A 20359-nucleotide genomic window follows, 5' to 3' on the forward strand; every position below is an offset into this window, starting at 1 on the left:
CGCCATGCGTGCCGAAACGCAAGTCCTCGCCGATGAAATCAAGCAGTCGCTCGCGCTGCTGAGGAGGCATCTTTGACTGGGATGCTGCCCTTCGCCGTTTCGATGAACTGACGGCCAAAGCCGAAGACCCCGATCTCTGGAACGATCCCGCCGCCGCGCAGGACATGATGCGCGAGCGCACGCGCCTCGAGGAAGCGATCGGCCGCTACCGCGCGCTCGAGGCGAGCCTCAACGACAATCTCGAACTGATCGAAATGGGCGAGGCCGAAGGCGATGCCGCCATCGTCGCGGAAGCCGAAGCCGCGCTCAAGGCCGCGCGCGACGTCGCCGCCGAGGCCGAGATCGAGACGCTGCTCTCCGGCGAGGCCGACGCCAACGACACCTATGTCGAAATCCATGCCGGCGCCGGCGGCACCGAAAGCCAGGACTGGGCGCAGATGCTCTTGCGCATGTATACGCGCTGGGCCGAGCGCAAGGGCTACAAGGTCGAGCTGATGGAGCGCCACGAAGGCGAAGAAGCGGGCATCAAGTCGGCCACCATCCTCGTGAAGGGCCACAACGCCTTCGGCTGGCTGAAAACCGAATCCGGCGTCCACCGCCTCGTCCGCATCTCGCCATACGACAGTGCGGCGCGCCGCCACACCAGCTTCTCCTCCGTCTGGGTCTATCCGGTGGTCGACGACAAGATCGACATCGAGGTGAGCGAGGCCGATGTCCGCATCGACACCTATCGCTCGTCCGGCGCCGGCGGCCAGCACGTCAACACGACCGACAGCGCGGTCCGCATCACCCATATCCCGACAGGCATCGTCGTCGCCTGCCAGAACGAACGCTCGCAGCACAAGAACCGCGCCACCGCCTGGGACATGCTGCGCGCGCGGCTTTACGAGGCCGAACTCCAGAAGCGCGAAGATGCCGCCGCCGCGCAGGCCTCCGGCAAGACCGACATCGGCTGGGGCCACCAGATCCGCTCCTATGTTCTCCAGCCCTATCAGATGGTGAAGGACCTCCGCACCGGCGTCGAAACCTCGGACACCGACGGCGTCCTCGGCGGCGACCTCGACCCCTTCATGGCCGCCGCCCTCGCCGCCCGCGTCAAAGGCGGCGTCGAATCCGTCGAGGACATCGACTAGGTCCGAAGCTCGGCCTAACTCCCTCTCCCCTGGGGGAGAGGGAAGGGGCCCATTGGACCGGCGGAGCCGGATCAATGGGAAGGGTGAGGGGGTGAGAGGCGGTTCGCGTAGCGAACGAAAAGGTCCGCTGGACCTTTTCGAGCCTCGAACGCCCTGAGCCATGCGAAGGGCAGGGTGGCACTGCATCCCAAAAAAACCAGTGTCACCCCGGCGAAAGCCGGGGCCCATTGGTTCCCTCAGCAAGAAAAAGCTATGCGCGGCGTGAACGCCATTCATTCTCTCTTTGCTGCGGCAAGAGACGCTGCGAGTGGGCCCCGGCTTTCGCCGGGGTGACATTTGTGGAAGAGGTCGGTGCAATCCCTCTTATCCGTTTTTCGCAACCAAAAAGGACTCCCATGCCCACTCCGTCCGCCTTCGACGTCATCATCCTCGGCGCGGGCGGCGCCGGCCTCTTCTGCGCGGCTGAAGCAGGCCGCCGCGGCCGCCGCGTCCTCGTGCTCGACCATGCCGCCGCGCCCGGCGAGAAAATCCGCATCTCCGGCGGCGGCCGCTGCAATTTCACCAATCTCCACACCGCGCCGAAAAACTTCCTCTCCGAAAACCCCTCCTTCTGCATCTCCGCGCTCAAGTCATACACGCAGCACGATTTCATCGCGCTGGTAAACCGCCACGGCATCGCCTGGCACGAAAAAACCCTTGGCCAGCTATTCTGCGACGGCTCCTCGCAACAGATCATCGACATGCTGCTCGATGAATGCGAGAAGGCGGGCGTGACGATCCGCCTGCGGACGAAAATAACCGCCGTCGAAAAATCCGAAACCGGCTTCCGCGTGGAAACGGATGCAGGCCCGCTCGCCTGCGCCTCGCTCGTCATCGCCACCGGCGGCAAGTCGATCCCCAAAATGGGCGCCACCGGCTTCGGCTACGACATCGCCCGCCAGTTCGGGCTCCCGCTCGTCGAGCCGCGTCCCGCGCTCGTCCCCTTCGTCTTCGACGAAAAATTGAAGTCCCGCCTCGAAGGTCTGGCGGGCGTCGCCGCCGACGCCACCGTCGCCTGCGGCAAGACGCGCTTCGCCGAGGCGCTGCTCTTCACGCATAAGGGCCTCTCCGGCCCCGCCATCCTGCAGATCTCGTCATATTGGGCGCCCGGCCGCGAAATCACCGTCGACCTTGCGCCCGGCACGGACGTCTTCGCCTTCCTGAAGGAAGCCCGCACCGCCCAGCCGAAGCAGGATGTCGAAACCGTCCTCTCCCGCCTGCTGCCGAAGCGCCTCGCCGACCGCCTCTGCGCGCTCGCCGACGTGCAGGGCAGGGTGGCCGACCTCTCCGACCTCCGCCTCCGCGCGCTGGCCGATGCCGTCAACCGCTGGCGCATCGTCCCCGCCGGCACCGAAGGCTTCCGCACCGCCGAAGTCACCGCCGGCGGCGTCGCCACCAGCGCCCTCTCGTCAAAGACGATGGAAGCCCGCGACATCCCCGGCCTCTTCTTCATCGGCGAAGTCGTCGACGTCACCGGCCACCTCGGCGGCTTCAACTTCCAATGGGCCTGGTCGTCGGGGTTTGCGGCCGGGAAGGCGGTCTGACCTTCACTCCCTCTCCCCCCGGGGAGAGGGGTGAGAGGACATAAGAAAAAGTCCAGTGGACCTTTTCGTCCTCGAACGCCCGGAGCGAAGCGAAGGGCCGGGCCCCCCAAAGGCGGGAAGGGTGAGGGGGGCGCCACCCACCGGCACCAGCATCGTCATTGCGAGCGAAGCGAAGCAATCCAGAAGCCGCGCCTCGCGCGGCGTCTCTCTTCACAAAGACTCTTCCGCCGCCAAAACCGCCGCGCGTCCCACCCAAAGGTGTCACCCCGGCGAACGCCGGGGCCCACTCGCAGCGCCTCTTGCCGCAGCAATAATGATGCCCGAACCCGCTTTCCCAACATCGTCATTGCGGGGTTAGGTCCTTTGTTGTTCGGTCAAGCGGGTTCGATTGCCGGAGCGCCGTATTTCATAACCCAAAACGTCATGGCCCGCTTTATGCGGGCCATCCACGTCTTTGCGACGGGCATGAAGAGTTGATACCGCGCAATGCAGCCGAAGCCTACCGGAACGACGCCCGATAATTCGCCGCGTCGAGAATAAGCTGGCTCTCCAGCGGCGGCGCGATCTTGAAGGCCTTGGCGTCTTTCGCGAAATCGTAGAGCCGGAAAATCCGGAAACCGTCAGGCCGCTCCTCGGCAAACGCCTTCTCGTTGCGTGAAATGAAGAAGGGCGTCTGCATATGTCCAGCCGTCGTCTTCACTTCGAGAAAGCGTTCCTCGCCGCGCGCGGTGAAGGAAAGAATGTCGTAGCCCGCGCCGTCGCCTTCCTCCTGCGCCACCCAGCGCACCTTGCGCGCGAGATCGTCGCGGCCTTCGCCGCGCAGCCGCGCCTGCTCCGATTTCAATACCCGCTCTTCGCCAAGCCGCCCGAGCGCGCGGTTGCGTTCGTCGCGCGCCGCCGGATCGAACTTGCGCACGAGGCGGGCAAGCGCGGGGTTTGAATCCTCCGGCCGCTCGATCTTTTGCGGCGCTTCGCCGATGAAAAGCGCACCCTGCTCGGCAAGCACCATTTCCTTTGCGGGCAATGGGAGCGCAATTTCGCCGCGACGGTCGAGAAACCGTTCGACGCCGCCGATCAATGCCTTCTGAAAATTCATTGCCGGTTTGTAGCCGGCGATCCACGGCTCGCCGAGCGTCATCAGAACGGCGCTGATATTCTGGTGCTTGAATTCGATGGAGCCTTTCGACCGGCCCGTCAGCTTCTGCAACTCGGCATTGCGCTGCGCCTTCACATAGGGCTCGCCGCGAAGCTCCTTGTCGCGCATGTCGAAATAGTCGGCGACGATCAGGTCGATTTCCTGCTCGTTCCAGTCCTCGCCTGTCCGGTCGCTCGCCGCCATCCACCCCTCGCCTGTCGCCCGGCCAGGTTAGGCAGAAGGCGCGGGCCTGTAAAACCGGCCAGTCCTGACTTCCGTCTCCGCGTGCCAAATCCCTGCCGCGCGTCCCCCACCCGCGACCCGTGAGATTTCCTCACACAGGGGATAAGCGGGCGCACGCTGGTCCGCACGCCCGGGCGTCCTTCCCGATGTACCTCTCGACGTGACGGCCGGTGTAAACGTACATGCCCATGCACGCGCCCGTGCACGCGCCCGGTCGTTGCTGCGCGTGCGCGCGGCGTCCCGCCGGCGGTCTCCCCGGTCCCCCGAAGCTGTTTGTGACAGATTTTTGACAGTTCGATGACAGCGGACGCGAAAACGGGGACAACTTGCGTTGTCCCCGCTCCCGAAATCGCTCGAAATGCCGTAGCCGTGCTTACTGCGCGGCCGGCCGTTTCACCACCACGCCGCCGTCGTTCACCACGACCGGGCTGTCGCCGGTCGGGGCGGGGCGGGGCGTTGCGCGCGGCAGGTCGCCGAGCAGCGGTGCGCCGCCCGGGCGGGGTGCCGTCGTCGTGCGGGCCGGTGCCGCCTGGCTGATCGGATCGTCGGAATGGCGGCAGTTTCCTTCGAAAAACGCGCCCGTTTCCACGGCCAGCGCCTCGTGCAGGATGTCGCCTTCGACATGACAGGTGGAAGAGAGCTGCACGCGCCGTCCCCGGATCGTGCCCATCACGCGGCCGCGGATCACGATGTCTTCCGCCACCACTTCGCCGGTAATCGACGCTTTTTCGCCGATCGTCAGCGACTGGCTGCGGATATCGCCTTCCACGGTGCCGTCGATCTGGATGTCGCCGGTGGCGACCAGATTGCCATGCACCACCAGATCGCTTGAGATGATCGACGGTGCCGTTCTCACGCTCGGGCGCCGGCTGTTGCTGCCGCCGGGCGCTGAAACGGGCGCGGATGCGGCGGGAACCGGTGCTTTTTCGGTGTCTTTATCCTTGCTTCGCGAAAACATAATGCCCTGCCTCAATGAACTTGGAGGGGTTGCGGACGATACCGTCGAACCAGACCTCATAGTGAAGATGGGGCCCGCTGCTGCGGCCAGAAGACCCTACTTTGCCGATGACCTCACGGAATGCAATTTTCTGGCCAGCTTTGACGTCGATCCGTCCCAGGTGCCCGTAGCGCGTCCGGAAACCATTCCCGTGGTCGATTTCGACGACCCGGCCATAGCCGCCCTTCCAGCCCGCATAGCTGACCGTGCCGGCCCCCGGCGCGAACACCGTGGCGCCGTAGCTGGCCGCCATGTCCTCGCCCGAGTGGAACGCCATGCGGCCGTTGAAGGGGTCGCGGCGGGCCCCGTAGCTGCTCGTCTTGCGGTACGAAACGAGCGGTTCGGCAAGCGGCATTCTGGCAATGGAATCCTCAAGATCGGCCATTTTCTTCAGGTTCTCGCTCACCCTGAAGATCTGCCGCTGGAAGCTCGTTTCATCCTCCCCGCCGGCCAGCGCGTCGGAACCCGCCAGGCTGATGAAGGGGCCGCCCTGCGCGTCGCCCCGGGCCTTGCTGCCGCGCTTCAGAAGCTCGTCCGGATCGATCACCTTCGTCATGCTGATGATCGATTTGAGCTCCCTGACACGGCGGTCGGTGATTTCCTCGACATTGTTGATGAAGCCCTGCTGGGCGTGGTCGAGGCGGGAAAGCCGCGTGTCGATCTGCGACACCGTGCCGTTCTGGGCGCCGCCTTCGGCGCCGGCGAGGCCGGTAATGTCGAAAAAAGCGCCGTTATCTGCGGCTTCGATGACGAAACGCTCCAGTTCGGCGGCCCGCTGCGGACGCTCGGTCGTCGGCACGAGGTCGGGACCCTCGGAGGGCTCGTCGACGCGCATCAGTACGGTATTGCTGCTGGCCTCGCCCTCGCCCTGGCCGTGCAGGGTGGCGGCGTAACGGCGGCGCATGGTTTCGAGCTGCGAACCGGCCGTCTGGCGCTGGCTCATCAGGGCCGAGAGCTGCTTGTGCTTGTCCTCGAGCTGCCGCGTGGTCGCGAGGAAGCGCTCCTCGGTAATGACCAGCTGGCCGTTGAGCTCGTCGTAAGCCGACTGCAACTGCGCCATCCGCTCTTCGTATGCGGACTGCATTTTGACGTAGCGGCGGTCCTTCGCCGCGATGATCTGCTCCTTGAAAACCACGTTCACCGAAGAAAACGCGATCCAGCTCAGGAACACGAACGCGATCGCCGCAAAAACCGTCTGCGTCAGCGGCGACAGCGATATGAACTGCACATGCCCGTGGCTGCGGATATAAATCTGCCGCTCCACATACATATGCCGCACAAAATTGCGGAATTTATCGGCCCAGCCCGACCGTTGGTGCATGCCCCTCAATGCCCCATAGCCCCCTGTTGTAAGTGCCTATATCACCCCAATTTGGCACAGGCTGACAACATACTCGTGTCTGGTTTCGAAGTTAATGGTTAATATGAATTTACCATAGCGCTAACGCATGCACAGACCCGTCAGTCCCGCGCGAGGGGTTCGTAGTAGCGCGCCGGAAGCCCCGCCTTGTCGCGCGCCGCCGCGTTGAATGGCCGTTTAAGTGCGCCCCTGAAATGACGGCGAACGAGATGTTGGAATGTCTCTTCCGGTTCGAGTTCGCGCTCAGCGCAGAGAAACCGGAACCATGTCGCGCCTGCCTGCACATGGCGCTGTTCGTCCGTGTAGATCGTTTTGAGAATATCGGCGCTTTCGGTGTCTCCGGTTCTTTCCAGCCGTTCCATCATGGCGGGAGTCACATCGAGGCCGCGCGCCTCCAGCACCATCGGTACAACGGCAAGACGCGCCAGCAGATCGTGACATGTCTCTTCGGCCGCCTGCCAGAGCCCGTCATGAGCCGGCAGATCGCCATAGCGCGCGCCGAGCGATCCCAGACGTGCCTGCAGCATGCCGAAATGCCGTGCCTCATCGTCACCTACGGCAATCCAGTCGTCGAAGAAGGCACGTGGCAGCGGCTCCATCGAAAAGCGGCCCACGAGGTCGAAAGCGAGATCGATCGCGTTGAGTTCGATATGGGCAAGGGAATGCAGAAGGGCGACGCGGCCCCGCGCGCCTTTGAAGCTTCGGCGCGGCATGTCTCGCGGCGGCAGCAGTACAGGCCGCTCGGGCCGGCCCGGGCGGCCGGGCATCGAACTCCCGGCTCCGGCCGTCAGCGCCCCCGCTCGCCACGCGGCGGCAACGCTTCGCGCATGACGCGCCTTTTCATCGGCATTCGCACAAAGAAGTACGCCGCGTGCGGCCTCTGCAAGAGAGCCGACGGATGCTTTGGCGGGGAGTTCCAAGGGGCCTAAATCTCTTTGACGGCGGCGAGCACTTCCTCGGCGTGACCGGCTACTTTGACCTTCGGCCAAACCTTCCTCACCACACCCTTCTCGTCGATAAGCAAAGTCACGCGGTTGATGCCCATGAACTTACGGCCATAGAGGCTCTTTTCACCCCAGACGCCATAAGCCTCAAGCACTTTTCCCTCTTCATCCGACAGAAGGCGCACCGTCAGGTTGTGCTTATCGCGGAACTTGCAGTGCTTCTCGATCGGATCCTTCGAAACGCCGAGCACGATTGTACCGGCGGCATCGAACTTTTTCTTGAGGGCGCTGAACTCGATACCCTCGGTCGTGCATCCGGGGGTGTCGTCCTTCGGGTAGAAGTAAAGAACTACCTTTTTGCCGGCGAGCCCTTTCAGCGTGACGGTCGTGCCATCATCTGCCGGAAGGGAGAAGGGCGGCGCTTTCCTGCCTTCAGCCGGAATTCCGTCGGCCTTTGCCGTTCTCGTAGTCTTCGGTGCTGCCGTTTTCGCCATTCGGGCCTCCATCGGGTCTCGCGGGGCCGTTACGCCGCCGCCGCATAAACATTGCCAATATGATAGGGATGCCTCGGGGAAGCCAGACGCGTTAAGGCTGATATCCGCCGATCCTTCGCGGGACGCCAATTTTGCAGACTTGGACCGGGCCAACGGCTAGAAAGGGCTGACTCGCTTTCGCCTCATTGTGCGATTTCCATGGCGCGGCGAGCGAGAGGAGCTACAGCGTTTCTTGATCCGTCGGACCAGTAAGATTGCATTGGAGATTATCGGCGCTGCCGTCGCAGTGACGACGGTCCTGCTTGCCGTTCTCGCCTGGCGTCTTTCGGCCGGCCCCGTTTCCGTTTCGATCCTCAACCAGATGATCGAGGACGCGGCCCATCCCGCGCTCCAGGGCGGAGCGCTCCATATTGGAGACACGGTCCTCATTTGGGCGGCTGAGGAGCGCGAGCTCTCGCTGCGGTTGACCGACGTCCGGCTTACAGGCGCGGACGGCAACGCAATCGCCAGGGTGCCTCAACTTGCCTTCGATTTGAGCGTGCCCGCCCTCTTTCGGGGCATGTTGGCGCCCACAGCAATCGATCTCTACGGCGTGAGGGCGACAATTCTCCGCCGGCCGGGAACGGGCATCACGCTAGCGCTCGCCCGTGCGGATGAGCAGCCCGATCCGGAGGCGGCATCACTCATAGGTCCAATGCTCGAAGCGTTGGTGGCGGACGACGACCGCTCGTCGCAGCTCGGTTATCTCAAACGTCTCGGTATTCGACAGGGCAAACTGCGTTTCATCGATGAGGTGAACGGTGTGCGCTTCGACGCCCCGTCCGCACGTCTGGAGATATCGCGAGGGAAGGAGGGCCTCGCCGGTGTATTGAGCGCCGAGGTCGTGATCGGCGACACGACAGCGCAGCTGGAAATGAATGGCATTTTGCCGACGGGGGAGGACAGGGCGCACATTCAGGCTAGCGCGACGAAACTGGTGCCGGCGGCTCTGGCGCGTATGTCGCCTGTTTTCGCGGATTATGCCATTTTCGATGCGCCGATTACCGCCGAAGGCAGTTTGGAAATCAACACGGACGGCTCACTCCATTCCGCTCATCTTTCACTGCGCGCAGGGCAGGGCGAGATCAATCTGCCGGAACCCTGGGCGGCTACGATCCCACTCGAGAAGGCGCAAGGCGAAATCAATCTTGACGGTGTCGCGCGGCGCCTCGAATTCGAAGAGCTTTCATTCAAGGCGGGACCGCACGAGGCATCGCTCAAGGGCACGATGGATTATCGCATGGGCGACGGCTTGAATATCGCTTCCGCCGTCGTGAACCTTGTCGCCGATCGGTTGCATACTGAGGTACCCGAATTTTTTGAGGGGCCGGTCGATCTGGACGCGGCGCGGCTGAAGGCCGACATCGACTTTGATGCATTGCATGCCGATGTCGAGGAGCTTTTTATTGGCGCCGGCGGCGGGGGCCTTCGGCTGTCGGGTAGCATCGCGGACGCCGAGCGCTCTCCTGCGATCAAGGTCGCGGGTGTGATCCAGCCGATGCCGTTTGACGAACTAACCGCGATCTGGCCGCTTCCGCTCGCAAAGGGTGCGCGCGTATGGGTCGACAAGAACCTGTCCGGTGGCACGGTAACCGGCGGTGCCTTCGACATCGATTTGGCGGGGGGCATGATCGCGGACATGGAGGACCATAAGCCGATACCGAAAGAGAGCCTGCGCTTCGAATTTTCGGCCAGCGGCGCGACCATGAAATATTTGGGCGAAATGCCGCCAATGGAAAATGTGGAAGCGCGTGGCCTTGTCGAGGGCGTCCGGTTCGATGCCTGGGTGTCCTCGGCGGTCATTCGCCAGCAGGGTTTGGGCGACATAGCAGTCAGTGACGGGCATTTTTACGACGACAGAATTCATATCAAGGGAGCGCCGGGGCACATCTCCTTCACCGCCGGCGGCGCGACCGCCGATATCCTGAGCCTCCTGGACCACGAGCCGCTCACCCTCATCAGCGAGTTTGGTCTCGACCCGCGCAGTATCGGCGGAACCGGCAGGCTTACCGGCAAGATCTCCCTTCCCCTCGTGAAGGACGTCACGATGGATCAGGTTGAGGTCTCGGGCGTCGCCCACGTGGAAAATGTCGCCATTCCCGATATTCAAAGGGGCATTTCGGTTACATCGGGCACGCTCGACGTGAACGTCACACGGACCGGGCTTTCCGCGAAGGGGCCGATCAGCATCAACAATGCCGCGCCGCTCGAGCTTGAGTGGCGGGAGAATTTCAAACGCGAAGCCAGCCCGAGTTCGACCTACCGGCTGCGCGGCGATCTTGACGATCCCGGTCGTGCGGCACTCGGATTGCGCCTCGACGATTTCCTCGCCGGTTCCGCGACTATCGATGCCACGTTGATGGGCGATGGGCGCAGCGTCAATCGGGCGTCGATCAAGGCCGATCTGACGGACAGCATCGTGAAGCTTGATCAGGCCGGATGGTGGAAGAAGGCTGGCACCGTCGCCGTCACTGCGTTCGACATCGCGTTTCTCGAAGACGGCGGTTATCGCATCTCCGGTTTTTCTCTGACGGGCGACGGCATCGAAGCCAGCGGGTCGATCACGCTCGGTGACGACGGGCGCATGGTCGCCGCTAATTTTCCCGTCGTGAAGCTCGGCGCGCATAATGATTTTGCGTTCGTCGCGCAGGCCAGCGAGGATGCCGCCCTCGCCATGGATGTCACAGGCGCGAGATTCGATGCCCGCGGTATCCTTGGCGATCTCTTCTCTGGAAGAGACGCGGAAGAGGCGGGAAATGTTCCGGGAGAGCCTCAGCCGCTTCTGAGTGGAGTTGAAGCGGGCGATCCACTTCGCCGCAGTACGCTCCGCGCCCACCTGACACAGGCGACCGGGCATAACGATACAAGCTTCAACGATGTTCGCGTGGACATGGTGGAGGTCGACGGCCGCATGTGGTCGATGGATATCGACGCCGTCGATCAGGGTGGCACGCCCCTCACTTTGAAAATCGGACCGGACGCCAGCGGCGTCCGGTCCCTCGCCGTTGCCTCCAACGACGCCGGCAATGTCTTTCGCGCACTCGATTTTACGCGAAGTGTGCGGGGCGGCATTTTGTCGGCGTCGGGTAGCTACGATGACGGAAAGCCGGGCTCGCCCCTCGCGGGTACGGTGACCATCGAAAATTTCCGCATTGTCGATGCGCCCGTGCTGGCAAGCATCCTCACCCTCGGTTCGCTCACCGGCATCGGCGACACGCTGCGCGGCGAGGGCATTCTCTTCAACCGCCTGGAAATGCCTTTCACTGTTACGGAAAGCCGAATCCGCATTGATGACGCACGTATGTCCGGTCCGGCGATCGGCCTTACAATGAACGGTCAGATTGATCGGTCAGCCGATCTGGTCGATATGGAGGGAACACTCGTGCCCGCCTATACGATCAATTCGTTTCTGGGACAGGTGCCGTTACTTGGCCCGCTGATTGTCGGGCGCGAAGGTGAGGGTATTTTCGCCATTACTTATAGCGTCCGTGGAAAAGCGGATGATCCCACCGTCGTGGTGAACCCCCTTTCGGCCATCGCCCCCGGTTTTCTGCGGCGAATATTCGAGTTCGGCAGCACGATGCCATCCGAATCCGGAACAGGCCGCAGGGAAGGAGCGTCTCCGGAGGCCGAGCCCTCTCCGCCTGCGGATGCTGCGCAAGCACAGGAGGGGCCCCCCGAATTGGAGCGCTCTGTGCCTCCCGCAGTGCAAAATTAGCATTCGGCGGCATTTTTAGATTGCGGAGCAAAGCTCCGCATATGACTATTGCTTCATCTGGAATTGATCGGACAGCGGAGGAGGAGCCTATGTCCACCAATCAAAAGATGACGACGGACGCCGCCTATGAAGCGGTGGCGCCGGACGATTTCCCGGCGATGATGGAAGTCGACCGCTATGGCAACCGTTCCACGGCCTTCGACAAGATCATCTCGGCAACCCACGACCATTTCTGGGATCCGCTGGACAGCAAGTATATCGACTACACGCAACCCTGGGACCTCGACAACGAGTTGTTGATGCCGGCCGATTTCAATATGGAGTTGAAGACGGCCGTTTCCGACAAACTGGACGACAAGCAGAAGATTTATCTGGTCAACGAAAGTGTCCGCTGGACCATGTCGTCGATACTGCATGGTGAGCAAGGTGCGCTGGCTCTCTCTGCAAGTCTTTGTCACATCCTGAAAGATCCGGGTGCGCAGGAGTACGCCGCGAACCAGACGCGCGAGGAAGCGCGCCATGTGACCGGTTTCGCCAACTATGTGCAGGCCCGCTGGGGCAAGCCCAAGCCCTGCGGCGTCGTGCTTGAAAAGCTGCTCTGCGAGATCGTCGCGACGCCGCTCGTCTGGAAGAAACTCGTCGGCATGCAGATGATCGTCGAGGGGCTCGCTATGGGCACCTTCGCGACCTTCTACGCCAAGACGAACGACCCGCTGATGCGCCGTCTCATGCAGCTCGTCATGACGGACGAGGCGTTCCACCACAAGTTCGGGAAGATCTGGGCGGATCGGACCGTGCCGAACCTGCCGGCGGCGGAGCGCGATCTCATCGAGGATTGGGCACTTGAAGTCTTCATGACGCTCATGCGCAACTCCACGGGACCGGAACAGAAGAAGGAAATCTACGAGAAGATCGGCCTCGATTGGCGCTGGGTACAGGGCGCTCTCGCGGAGGCGTTGACCGACAAGAACATGCGCCGTGAGCTTCAGGAGTCGACCAACGTCTTCCGCGTGCTCATCAAGACACTCGTCAAGGCGGGCATCGTCACGAGCCGCACAGCGCCAATGTATGCCGCTTATGTGGATATGGCCGAACTCTATGGCGAGGGAGACCGAATGGTCGGCGATGACATTGCCGAAGAGGGCATCAAGTATCTCCAGCAGATCAACGGCGCCGGCGGCAGCAATGCCGTCTTCGCCCTCAGCGGTGCAACCGCCGCCGAGTAGGAGCCAAGCGGCAGCCAATAGCCGCAGAACGCGACAACAAGAAGAAAGAAAAAGACCAAGAAATAAGGGAGCGTTCAGGAAGAGGCCCTCTCCGGAAACGGAGAGGGCTTATTTCTTTCGCTCAGGCCTTTGGCTTCAGCAGCACATGCTTCTTCTTGCCGAGCGAGAGCTTGACGACGCCGTCTCCGGTAAGGCTTTGCCGGTGGAGCACCATCCTCTCGTCGGCCACAGCCACATCGTTGACACGCACGGCGCCGCCCTTGATCTGGCGGCGCGCATCGCTCGTGGAAGCACATAGTCCCGCTTCAACGAGCGCGTTGAGAAGTCCGTGACCGGTGTCAAATGCACCGGCGTCGATTTCCACGGTTGGCAGATCGGCACTGATGGCGCCTTCTTCAAAAGCGGTACGCGCGGCTTCCGCCGCTTTTTCCGCGGCTGCGCGGCCATGTGCCATCGCGGTCGCTTCGGTCGCGAGAATTTTCTTGGCCTCGTTCATCTCGGCGCCTTTGAGCTTTTCGAGGCGCTTGATTTCTTCGAGCGGTAGCTCGGTGAATAATTTGAGGAAGCGCCCGACATCGGCATCTTCGGCATTCCGCCAGTATTGCCAATAGTCGTAGGGCGACAGCATGTCCTCGTTCAGCCACACGGCGCCGGCCGCCGTCTTGCCCATTTTCGCGCCGGAGGAGGTGGTGAGCAGCGGGCTCGTGAGCCCGAACAGGGATGCGCCGTCAGTGCGCCGCCCCAGCTCGATGCCATTGACGATGTTTCCCCACTGGTCGGAGCCGCCCATCTGCAGGGTGCAGCCATGTTTGCGGTTCAGCTCCACGAAGTCATAAGCCTGCAGGATCATGTAATTGAATTCGAGGAACGAAAGGTTCTGTTCCCGCTCAAGCCGCAGCTTCACGCTGTCGAAGGACAGCATGCGGTTGACCGAAAAATGGCGGCCATAGTCACGCAAAAAATCGATGTACCGCAGATCGTCCAGCCAGTCGCGATTGTTGACCATGACGGCGTCGGTCTTGCCGTTACCAAAATTCAGGAATTTGGCGAACACCGCCTTGATGCCGGCCAGGTTCTCGTCGATCTTTTCATCCGTCAGCAGGGGACGTGCATCGTCGCGGAAGCTCGGATCGCCGATCCGCGTCGTGCCCCCGCCCATCAGCGCAATCGGCTTGTGCCCGGTCTTCTGGAGCCAGCGCAACATCATGATCTGGACAAGGCTGCCGACATGAAGGCTCGGCGCCGTCGCGTCGAACCCGATATACCCCGTGACGATCTTCTCAGCCGCCGCTTCGTCGATGCCGTCGGCATCGGAAAGCTGGTGGATGAAGCCGCGCGCTTCGAGTTCGCGCAGGAAGTCGGATTTGAAATTGGACATCTTCACGGGCTCGGGGTTTCGGATAGGCTGGAATGCGCGGCTGGTGTATCACGCTTTGGCTGAGGGAAAAACGGACAAACACCCATGATTCGTGCTTTGGGGCTTATGAGCGGCACCTCGCTCGACGGTATCGACGCCGCCATCATAGAGACGGATGGCGAAGGCGCCGTGCGCTCGGGCCCCTCGCTTGCCGTGGCTTACAAGCCGGAGGAGCGTCTTTTGCTCAGCCTGGCTCTGGAGGCAGCGAAGAGTTGGGAGCCCGGCGAGCCGATGCCGGAAGAGGTTGTGGAGGCGGAGCGGCATCTGACGCTCGCAAACGCGCTGGCGGTCCGTTCACTTCTGAATGAAGCGGGTTTGAAGCCTGCCGACATTTCCGTGATCGGCTTTCATGGCCAGACCGTGCTGCACCAACCGGAGCGCCGCCGTACGGTTCAGATCGGCCTCGGCGACGTCCTGGCCCGATTGACCGGAATCGACGTCGTGAACGATTTCCGCAGCGCGGACGTCGCGGCGGGAGGGCAGGGCGCACCGCTGGTGCCGCTTTATCATCAAGCATTGGTCAGAAGCGCGGGTATCACGGAGCCGGTCGCCCTCATCAACATCGGCGGCGTCGGGAATATTACTTATGTGGGTACCGACGGCACGCTCCTCGCCTTCGATACGGGCCCCGGAAACGCTCTGATCGACGATTGGGCTTTTGCGCATACCGGTGAGCCGGTGGATCGGGACGGCTCGCTCGCCGCGGCGGGCGAGGTCGACATGGATGCGCTCGAAGCGCTGATGGAGCACGCCTTCTTCGACGCACCACCGCCGAAGTCGTTGGACCGCTTCTCCTTTTCGCCGGACGCGGTAAAGCACCTGCTTCCCCCCGACGGCGCCGCAACACTCACCGCCTTCACTGTCGAGGCGATTGCCCGTGGCCTCGCCCATGTGCCGGGCGTTCCTTCGCGCTTCATCGTTTGCGGAGGCGGGCGACACAACCCGGTGCTGATGTCGATGCTGAGCAGACGACTTCAGGGCGGCGTATTGCCGGCTGAAGACCTGGGCTGGCGAGGTGACGATGTCGAGGCCGAGGCTTTCGCCTATCTCGCCGCCCGCTCGTTGCGAGGCCTTCCGCTCAGCCTGCCGACCACGACGGGCGTGCCGGAGCCGACCCGAGGGGGGCAACTCCACAGGGCAGGCTCATCCGGCGGATAATCAGGATTTTTCCGGCGCTGCTGCAAGTCTCTTGTCGAGATAAGCACCGACCATGACCGCCAGCGGTTCCAGCTGGTTTTCGAAGAAATGGTTCGCGCCTTCGACTGAGGCATGCTCGATGGTGATGCCCTTCTGCGTCTTCAGCCGCTCGACAAGCTTCAGCACGTCCGCCTGCGGCGCAACCTGGTCGGTACCGCCATTGATGATGATGCCGGAAGACGGGCACGGAGCAAGGAACGAGAAATCGTACATGTTGGCGGGCGGGGCGACCGATATGAAGCCTTCGATCTCCGGGCGCCGCATCAGCACCTGCATGGCTATCCACGCGCCGAAAGAGAAGCCGCCGATCCAGCACTGTGAGGCGTCGGGGTTCTGCGACTGCAGCCAGTCGAGCGCCGCCGCCGCGTCCGAAAGCTCCCCGATTCCGGAGTCGAAGGCGCCCTGGCTCCGTCCGACACCGCGGAAATTGAAGCGGAGCACCGAAAACCCGCGGTTCACGAATGCCTGAAACAGGGCATAAGTGACGGGATTGTTCATGGTGCCGCCGAACTGCGGATGAGGATGCAGCACCAGTGCAACGGGTGAATTGGCCTTCTTGCTGTGGTGGTAGCGGCCCTCGATACGGCCGGCAGGACCATTGAAAATCACTTCAGGCATGTCTGGGTCTGTCTCAATCTGTAGGGCCCCGGGGCCGGTTCGATCGATCTCCTACCATGGGTGTAGGAGAAATATCAGCCGCTATCCGCCGATTCCTCTGGAAAATCTGTCACGAGATGCTAAGTAGTTGACTAAGACGCTCGGAAATCCTAAGGCCTAGCGCCTGAGGCCTTAACACTGGTCCGCATCCGCGCTCATTGCGCGAGAAGGGCGGTTGTCGGTGTCGGGGCGCACGTTCTTAACACAGGCGACGGCCGGTTGTGCAAGCTTTTGACCGCCTTTTGCCACTGTCATGAAGGAGTTGGCCCGTGAAGCTCACCACAAAGGGACGCTATGCCGTGATGGCGATGGCCGATCTGGCGCGTCATTCCAGCGGTAGCCCCGTGGCGCTCGCTGAGATCGCCGACCGGCAGGAGATTTCCCTGTCTTATCTGGAGCAGCTTTTTGCGAAGTTGCGGCGGGGCGAGCTGGTAAAGAGCGTTCGGGGGCCGGGAGGCGGATATCTCCTGTCCCGCAGTGCAGACGAAATCCGCATATCCGATGTGATCCTGGCCGTAGACGAACCGATCAAGGCAACGCGCTGTGATCTGGGTTCGCCGAAAGGTTGTCTGCCGTCGTCCGGGCGCTGTATCACCCATGATCTATGGGAGGGGCTCAGCCACCAGATTCAGGTTTATCTCGGTTCGGTCTCGCTGGGCGATGTGATCGACGGACGTATTGCCGCCCGGTCGGGTTTCGATACCCGTCGCAGCGGAGCGAGCGGCATCGCGGCGAACGCAGCCGATTAACGGTATCCTCGATCACTTGGCCGGAATGCTGAAGGCGAAGACGATGAAGCGCGCCTATATGGACCACAATGCGACAACGCCCCTGCGCCCCGAAGCGCGGGCGGCGGTGCTGCGCGCGCTGGATGTTCTGGGTAATCCGTCATCGATCCATGCCGAGGGAAGGGCAGCCCGCGCTCTTGTGGAAGACGCGAGGGCGGATGTCGCGGCGCTTGCCGGCGCCAGAACCGCTGAGGTGATTTTCACGAGTGGGGGTACCGAGGCGGCACGCTTGGCGTTCCATTCAGCGAGGGTCGCCCAGGGCGTTGAGCGCTTGATCGTCTCCGCGGTCGAACATGACGCGGTGCTGGCCTCCGCCGAGGGGGCCGGTTTGCCCGTGGAAATAGTGCCGGTCGATGGCAATGGCCGGCTGGATTTGACGGCACTCAAGGCGCTACTTGCGGGATCGGAGAAGCGGTCGCTCGTTGCGCTGATGCTGGCGAACAACGAGACTGGCGTCCTTCAGCCTGTTGCGGAAGCGGCGCGGCTGGCGCACGAGATTGGCGCATCGCTGCTGTGCGATGCCGTGCAGGCAGTAGGCAAGGTGCCGGTCGATTTCGACTTGCTCGGTGCGGACATGTTGATGCTGGGCGGCCACAAGATCGGTGCACCGCTGGGTGTAGGCGCTTTGGTCGTTCGCAATGGTCTGCCATTCGCTCCCCTCGCCGTGGGTGGAGGTCAGGAAATGCGCCGCCGTGCCGGCAGTGAGAACGTTTCGGGGATCGCGGGCTTCGGCGCGGCCGCCCGCGCCGCGCTCGCCGGACTGGAAGAATTTGCAAGGCTGACTGCGTTGCGCGACCGTATCGAAGCCCGCATCGCCGATATGGCGCCCGACGCGGTGTTCTTCGGCCGCGATGCGGAACGCCTGCCGAATACCAGCTATCTTTCGGCACCGGGCCTCGACGCAGAGACATTGCTGATGGCTCTCGATCTTGACGGCGTCGCCGTCAGCGCCGGTGCGGCATGTTCGTCCGGCAAGATTGGCCGTCCGCGTGTGCTCGAGGCGATGGGGGTCGAGTGGGATATTGCGCGCGGTGCCATTCGCGTCAGCCTTGGCTGGTCAAGCGAACCGGAGGATGTCGATCGCTTTGTCGAAAGCTGGTTGAGGGTCTATGCCCGCCTTCGCGGGAAGACCCCCGCAACTGTAAGCATGAATGTAACCGCAGGCAGGCGGGAAACGCCCCGGCTTGCGGCATTGGAGAGTTGATATGGCTGCCGTACGGGAAACCGTCGAGACCGTTGGTGAGGTGGAGAAGTACAAATATGGCTTCTTCACGGACATCGAGTCCGAGAAGGCTCCGCTGGGTCTGACGGAAGACACGGTTCGTTTCATTTCCGCGAAGAAGAACGAGCCTGAGTGGTTGCTCGAATGGCGTCTTGCCGCCTTCCGCCGCTGGCTTACCATGACCGAGCCGACCTGGGCGAAGGTGACCTATCCGCCGATCGACTTTCAGGATGCGTACTACTATTCCGCACCGAAGCAGATGGCGAAGCTCGACAGCCTGGACCAGGTCGATCCGAAGCTCCTCGAAACCTATGCAAAGCTCGGCATCCCGCTTACAGAACAGAAGATGCTGGCCGGCGTTGCCGTGGATGCGGTTTTCGACAGCGTGTCGGTTGTAACGACTTTCAAGGAGAAGCTCGCCGAAGTTGGCGTCATTTTCTGCCCGATGTCGGAGGCAGTGCAAAAGCATCCCGAGCTCGTGAAGAAATATCTGGGTTCGGTCGTACCGACCTCGGACAACTTCTACGCGACGCTCAATTCAGCGGTCTTCTCGGAAGGCTCTTTCGTCTACATTCCCGAGGGCGTTCGCTGCCCCATGGAGCTGTCGACCTATTTTCGCATCAACGAGAAGCAGACGGGCCAGTTTGAACGCACGCTGATCATCGCCGACAAGGGCTCATATGTGAGTTACCTTGAAGGTTGCACGGCGCCTCAGCGCGACGAGAACCAGCTTCATGCGGCCGTCGTCGAGCTCGTTACCCATGATGATGCCGAAATCAAATACTCGACGGTGCAGAACTGGTTCCCGGGCGATGAGGAAGGGAAGGGCGGCGTCTACAATTTTGTGACGAAGCGTGGCGATTGCCGTGGCGTGAATTCGAAGATTTCCTGGACACAGGTTGAAACGGGCTCGGCCATCACCTGGAAATATCCGAGCTGCATCCTGCGCGGTGACAATTCGCGCGGCGAATTCTACTCGATCGCGATCTCGAATGGCCACCAGCAGGTCGACAGCGGCACGAAGATGATACATCTCGGCCGCAACACGACGAGTCGTATCATCTCGAAGGGTATTGCCGCAGGCCACTCCTCGAACACCTATCGGGGCCTCGTCAGTGTCCACCGCAAGGCGGAGAACGTTCGTAACTTCACGCAGTGCGACAGCCTGTTGATCGGCGACCGCTGTTCCGCACACACCGTCCCCTATATTGAAACGAAAAATCCAACTGCCGTGCTGGAACATGAGGCGACGACATCGAAGATCAGCGATGACCAGCTTTTCTATTGCATGCAGCGCGGGATTGGCGAAGAGGAAGCGGTCGCACTCATTGTCAACGGTTTCTGCCGCGATGTGCTGCAGCAACTGCCGATGGAATTTGCCGTCGAGGCGCAGAAGCTCGTCGGTATCAGTCTTGAAGGAAGCGTCGGCTGACGCTTGAACGTGAAAGAAACGAGTATGCTTGAGATTCGAAACCTGCACGTAACTGTGGATGGAAAGGAGATTCTGAGGGGAATCGACCTTGATGTCCGTGCGGGCGAAGTGCACGCCATAATGGGCCCGAACGGTTCCGGCAAGTCGACGCTCTCCTATGTCCTTGCAGGCCGCGAAGGCTATGAAGTGACGGAAGGATCGGTCCGCTTCAAAGGGCGCGATCTTCTGGAAATGGGTGTGGACGAGCGTGCGGCAGCCGGCATCTTTCTGGCCTTCCAGTATCCGCTCGAAATTCCAGGCGTCACCACCATGACCTTCCTCAAGACCGCGCTCAACGCGCAGCGCAAGGCGCGGGGCGAGGGGGAACTCGACGCCGTGCGTTTCCTGAAGCTCGTGCGCGAAAAGGCGAAACCGCTCAATGTCTCCGACGACATGCTGAAGCGTGCGCTGAATGTTGGATATTCAGGAGGCGAAAAGAAACGTGCCGAGGTTCTGCAGATGTCGCTGCTCGAACCCGCGCTCGCTGTGCTTGATGAAACCGATTCCGGGCTCGACATCGACGCACTCAAGACCGTCGCCGACGGCGTCAACGCTCTTCGTTCATCCGATCGGGCGATGGTCGTGATCACGCATTATCAGCGCCTTCTGGACTATATCGTGCCGGATGTGGTGCACGTCCTTTCGCAGGGCCGCATCGTGAAGACGGGCGGCAAGGAACTGGCGCATGAACTCGAGAAGTCCGGCTACGCCGCCTATGGCGCGGATGCCGCGTGA

16 protein-coding genes are annotated in these 20359 nt (G+C 62.1%); 9 read left to right on the forward strand and 7 right to left on the reverse strand.

Annotated elements, in window-relative coordinates:
- Positions 1–4 precede the first annotated feature (4 nt).
- Positions 5–1133 (forward strand): peptide chain release factor 2 gene (prfB, locus tag Q8S60_RS03715; RefSeq protein ID WP_305277574.1). Its coding sequence is split into 2 segments (ribosomal slippage): positions 5–73 and positions 75–1133, totalling 1128 coding nucleotides; the frame shifts between segments, so codons are not numbered across the junction.
- 395 nt (positions 1134–1528) lie between these two features.
- A complete protein-coding gene (locus Q8S60_RS03720) occupies positions 1529–2716 on the forward strand; it encodes an NAD(P)/FAD-dependent oxidoreductase (RefSeq protein WP_305277576.1) in 1188 nt (395 codons plus the stop codon).
- A gap of 499 nt (positions 2717–3215) precedes the next feature.
- Here the strand turns inward: Q8S60_RS03720 and Q8S60_RS03725 are convergent, their stop codons facing one another.
- From Q8S60_RS03725 to bcp, 5 genes are all read right to left on the reverse strand, one after another.
- Entirely contained in the window at positions 3216–4055 is an 840-nt protein-coding gene (locus tag Q8S60_RS03725) for a DUF3883 domain-containing protein (RefSeq protein WP_305277577.1), read from the reverse strand.
- A 412-nt stretch (positions 4056–4467) separates the two neighbouring features.
- Positions 4468–4950 (reverse strand): polymer-forming cytoskeletal protein, encoded by a 483-nt coding sequence (locus tag Q8S60_RS03730; RefSeq protein ID WP_305277578.1) that lies wholly within the window; start codon positions 4948–4950, stop codon positions 4468–4470.
- 79 nt (positions 4951–5029) lie between these two features.
- A complete protein-coding gene (locus Q8S60_RS03735) occupies positions 5030–6412 on the reverse strand; it encodes a peptidoglycan DD-metalloendopeptidase family protein (RefSeq protein ID WP_305277579.1) in 1383 nt (460 codons plus the stop codon).
- 140 nt (positions 6413–6552) lie between these two features.
- Positions 6553–7371: a ferritin-like domain-containing protein gene (locus Q8S60_RS03740; RefSeq protein WP_305277580.1), complete on the reverse strand. Its 819-nt coding sequence runs from the start codon at positions 7369–7371 to the stop codon at positions 6553–6555.
- 5 nt (positions 7372–7376) lie between these two features.
- Positions 7377–7889, reverse strand: a complete 513-nt coding sequence (bcp, locus tag Q8S60_RS03745; protein WP_305277581.1) for a thioredoxin-dependent thiol peroxidase — start codon at positions 7887–7889, stop codon at positions 7377–7379.
- A gap of 463 nt (positions 7890–8352) precedes the next feature.
- Here bcp and Q8S60_RS03750 point away from each other — a divergent pair, with 463 nt between their 5' ends.
- Positions 8353–11646 (forward strand): AsmA-like C-terminal domain-containing protein, encoded by a 3294-nt coding sequence (locus Q8S60_RS03750; protein WP_305668377.1) that lies wholly within the window; start codon positions 8353–8355, stop codon positions 11644–11646.
- A gap of 89 nt (positions 11647–11735) precedes the next feature.
- A complete protein-coding gene (locus Q8S60_RS03755) occupies positions 11736–12872 on the forward strand; it encodes a ferritin-like domain-containing protein (protein WP_305277583.1) in 1137 nt (378 codons plus the stop codon).
- 121 nt (positions 12873–12993) lie between these two features.
- On the opposite strand, the gene tyrS is transcribed toward Q8S60_RS03755, so the two are convergent.
- Positions 12994–14250, reverse strand: a complete 1257-nt coding sequence (gene tyrS / locus Q8S60_RS03760; RefSeq protein WP_305277584.1) for a tyrosine--tRNA ligase — start codon at positions 14248–14250, stop codon at positions 12994–12996.
- 84 nt (positions 14251–14334) lie between these two features.
- On the opposite strand from tyrS, the gene Q8S60_RS03765 reads away from it, so the two are divergent.
- On the forward strand, positions 14335–15447 hold the full coding sequence (locus tag Q8S60_RS03765) for an anhydro-N-acetylmuramic acid kinase (protein WP_305277585.1): 1113 nt from the start codon (positions 14335–14337) through the stop codon (positions 15445–15447).
- On the opposite strand, the gene Q8S60_RS03770 is transcribed toward Q8S60_RS03765, so the two are convergent.
- The gene (locus Q8S60_RS03770) at positions 15448–16104 is read right to left on the reverse strand and encodes an alpha/beta hydrolase (protein WP_305277586.1); all 657 of its coding nucleotides are present in this window, start codon (positions 16102–16104) and stop codon (positions 15448–15450) included.
- A gap of 308 nt (positions 16105–16412) precedes the next feature.
- On the opposite strand from Q8S60_RS03770, the gene Q8S60_RS03775 reads away from it, so the two are divergent.
- From Q8S60_RS03775 to sufC, 4 genes are read left to right on the forward strand one after another with little or no spacing between them, the layout of a single operon-like run.
- Complete coding sequence (locus tag Q8S60_RS03775) at positions 16413–16892, forward strand: Rrf2 family transcriptional regulator (protein ID WP_305277587.1); 480 nt, start codon at positions 16413–16415, stop codon at positions 16890–16892.
- Positions 16893–16917: 25 nt separating this feature from the next.
- Positions 16918–18135 carry a cysteine desulfurase family protein gene (locus Q8S60_RS03780; protein ID WP_305668378.1) on the forward strand — a complete coding sequence of 406 codons (1218 nt, stop codon included), beginning with the start codon at positions 16918–16920 and terminating at the stop codon, positions 18133–18135.
- Position 18136: 1 nt separating this feature from the next.
- A complete protein-coding gene (gene sufB, locus Q8S60_RS03785) occupies positions 18137–19585 on the forward strand; it encodes a Fe-S cluster assembly protein SufB (RefSeq protein WP_305277589.1) in 1449 nt (482 codons plus the stop codon).
- Between the two features lie 24 nt (positions 19586–19609).
- On the forward strand, positions 19610–20359 hold the full coding sequence (gene sufC / locus Q8S60_RS03790) for a Fe-S cluster assembly ATPase SufC (RefSeq protein ID WP_305277590.1): 750 nt from the start codon (positions 19610–19612) through the stop codon (positions 20357–20359).

The organism is Parvibaculum sp., assembly GCF_030694575.1.
In the GTDB taxonomy this organism is placed as follows: Bacteria; Pseudomonadota; Alphaproteobacteria; order Parvibaculales; family Parvibaculaceae; genus Parvibaculum.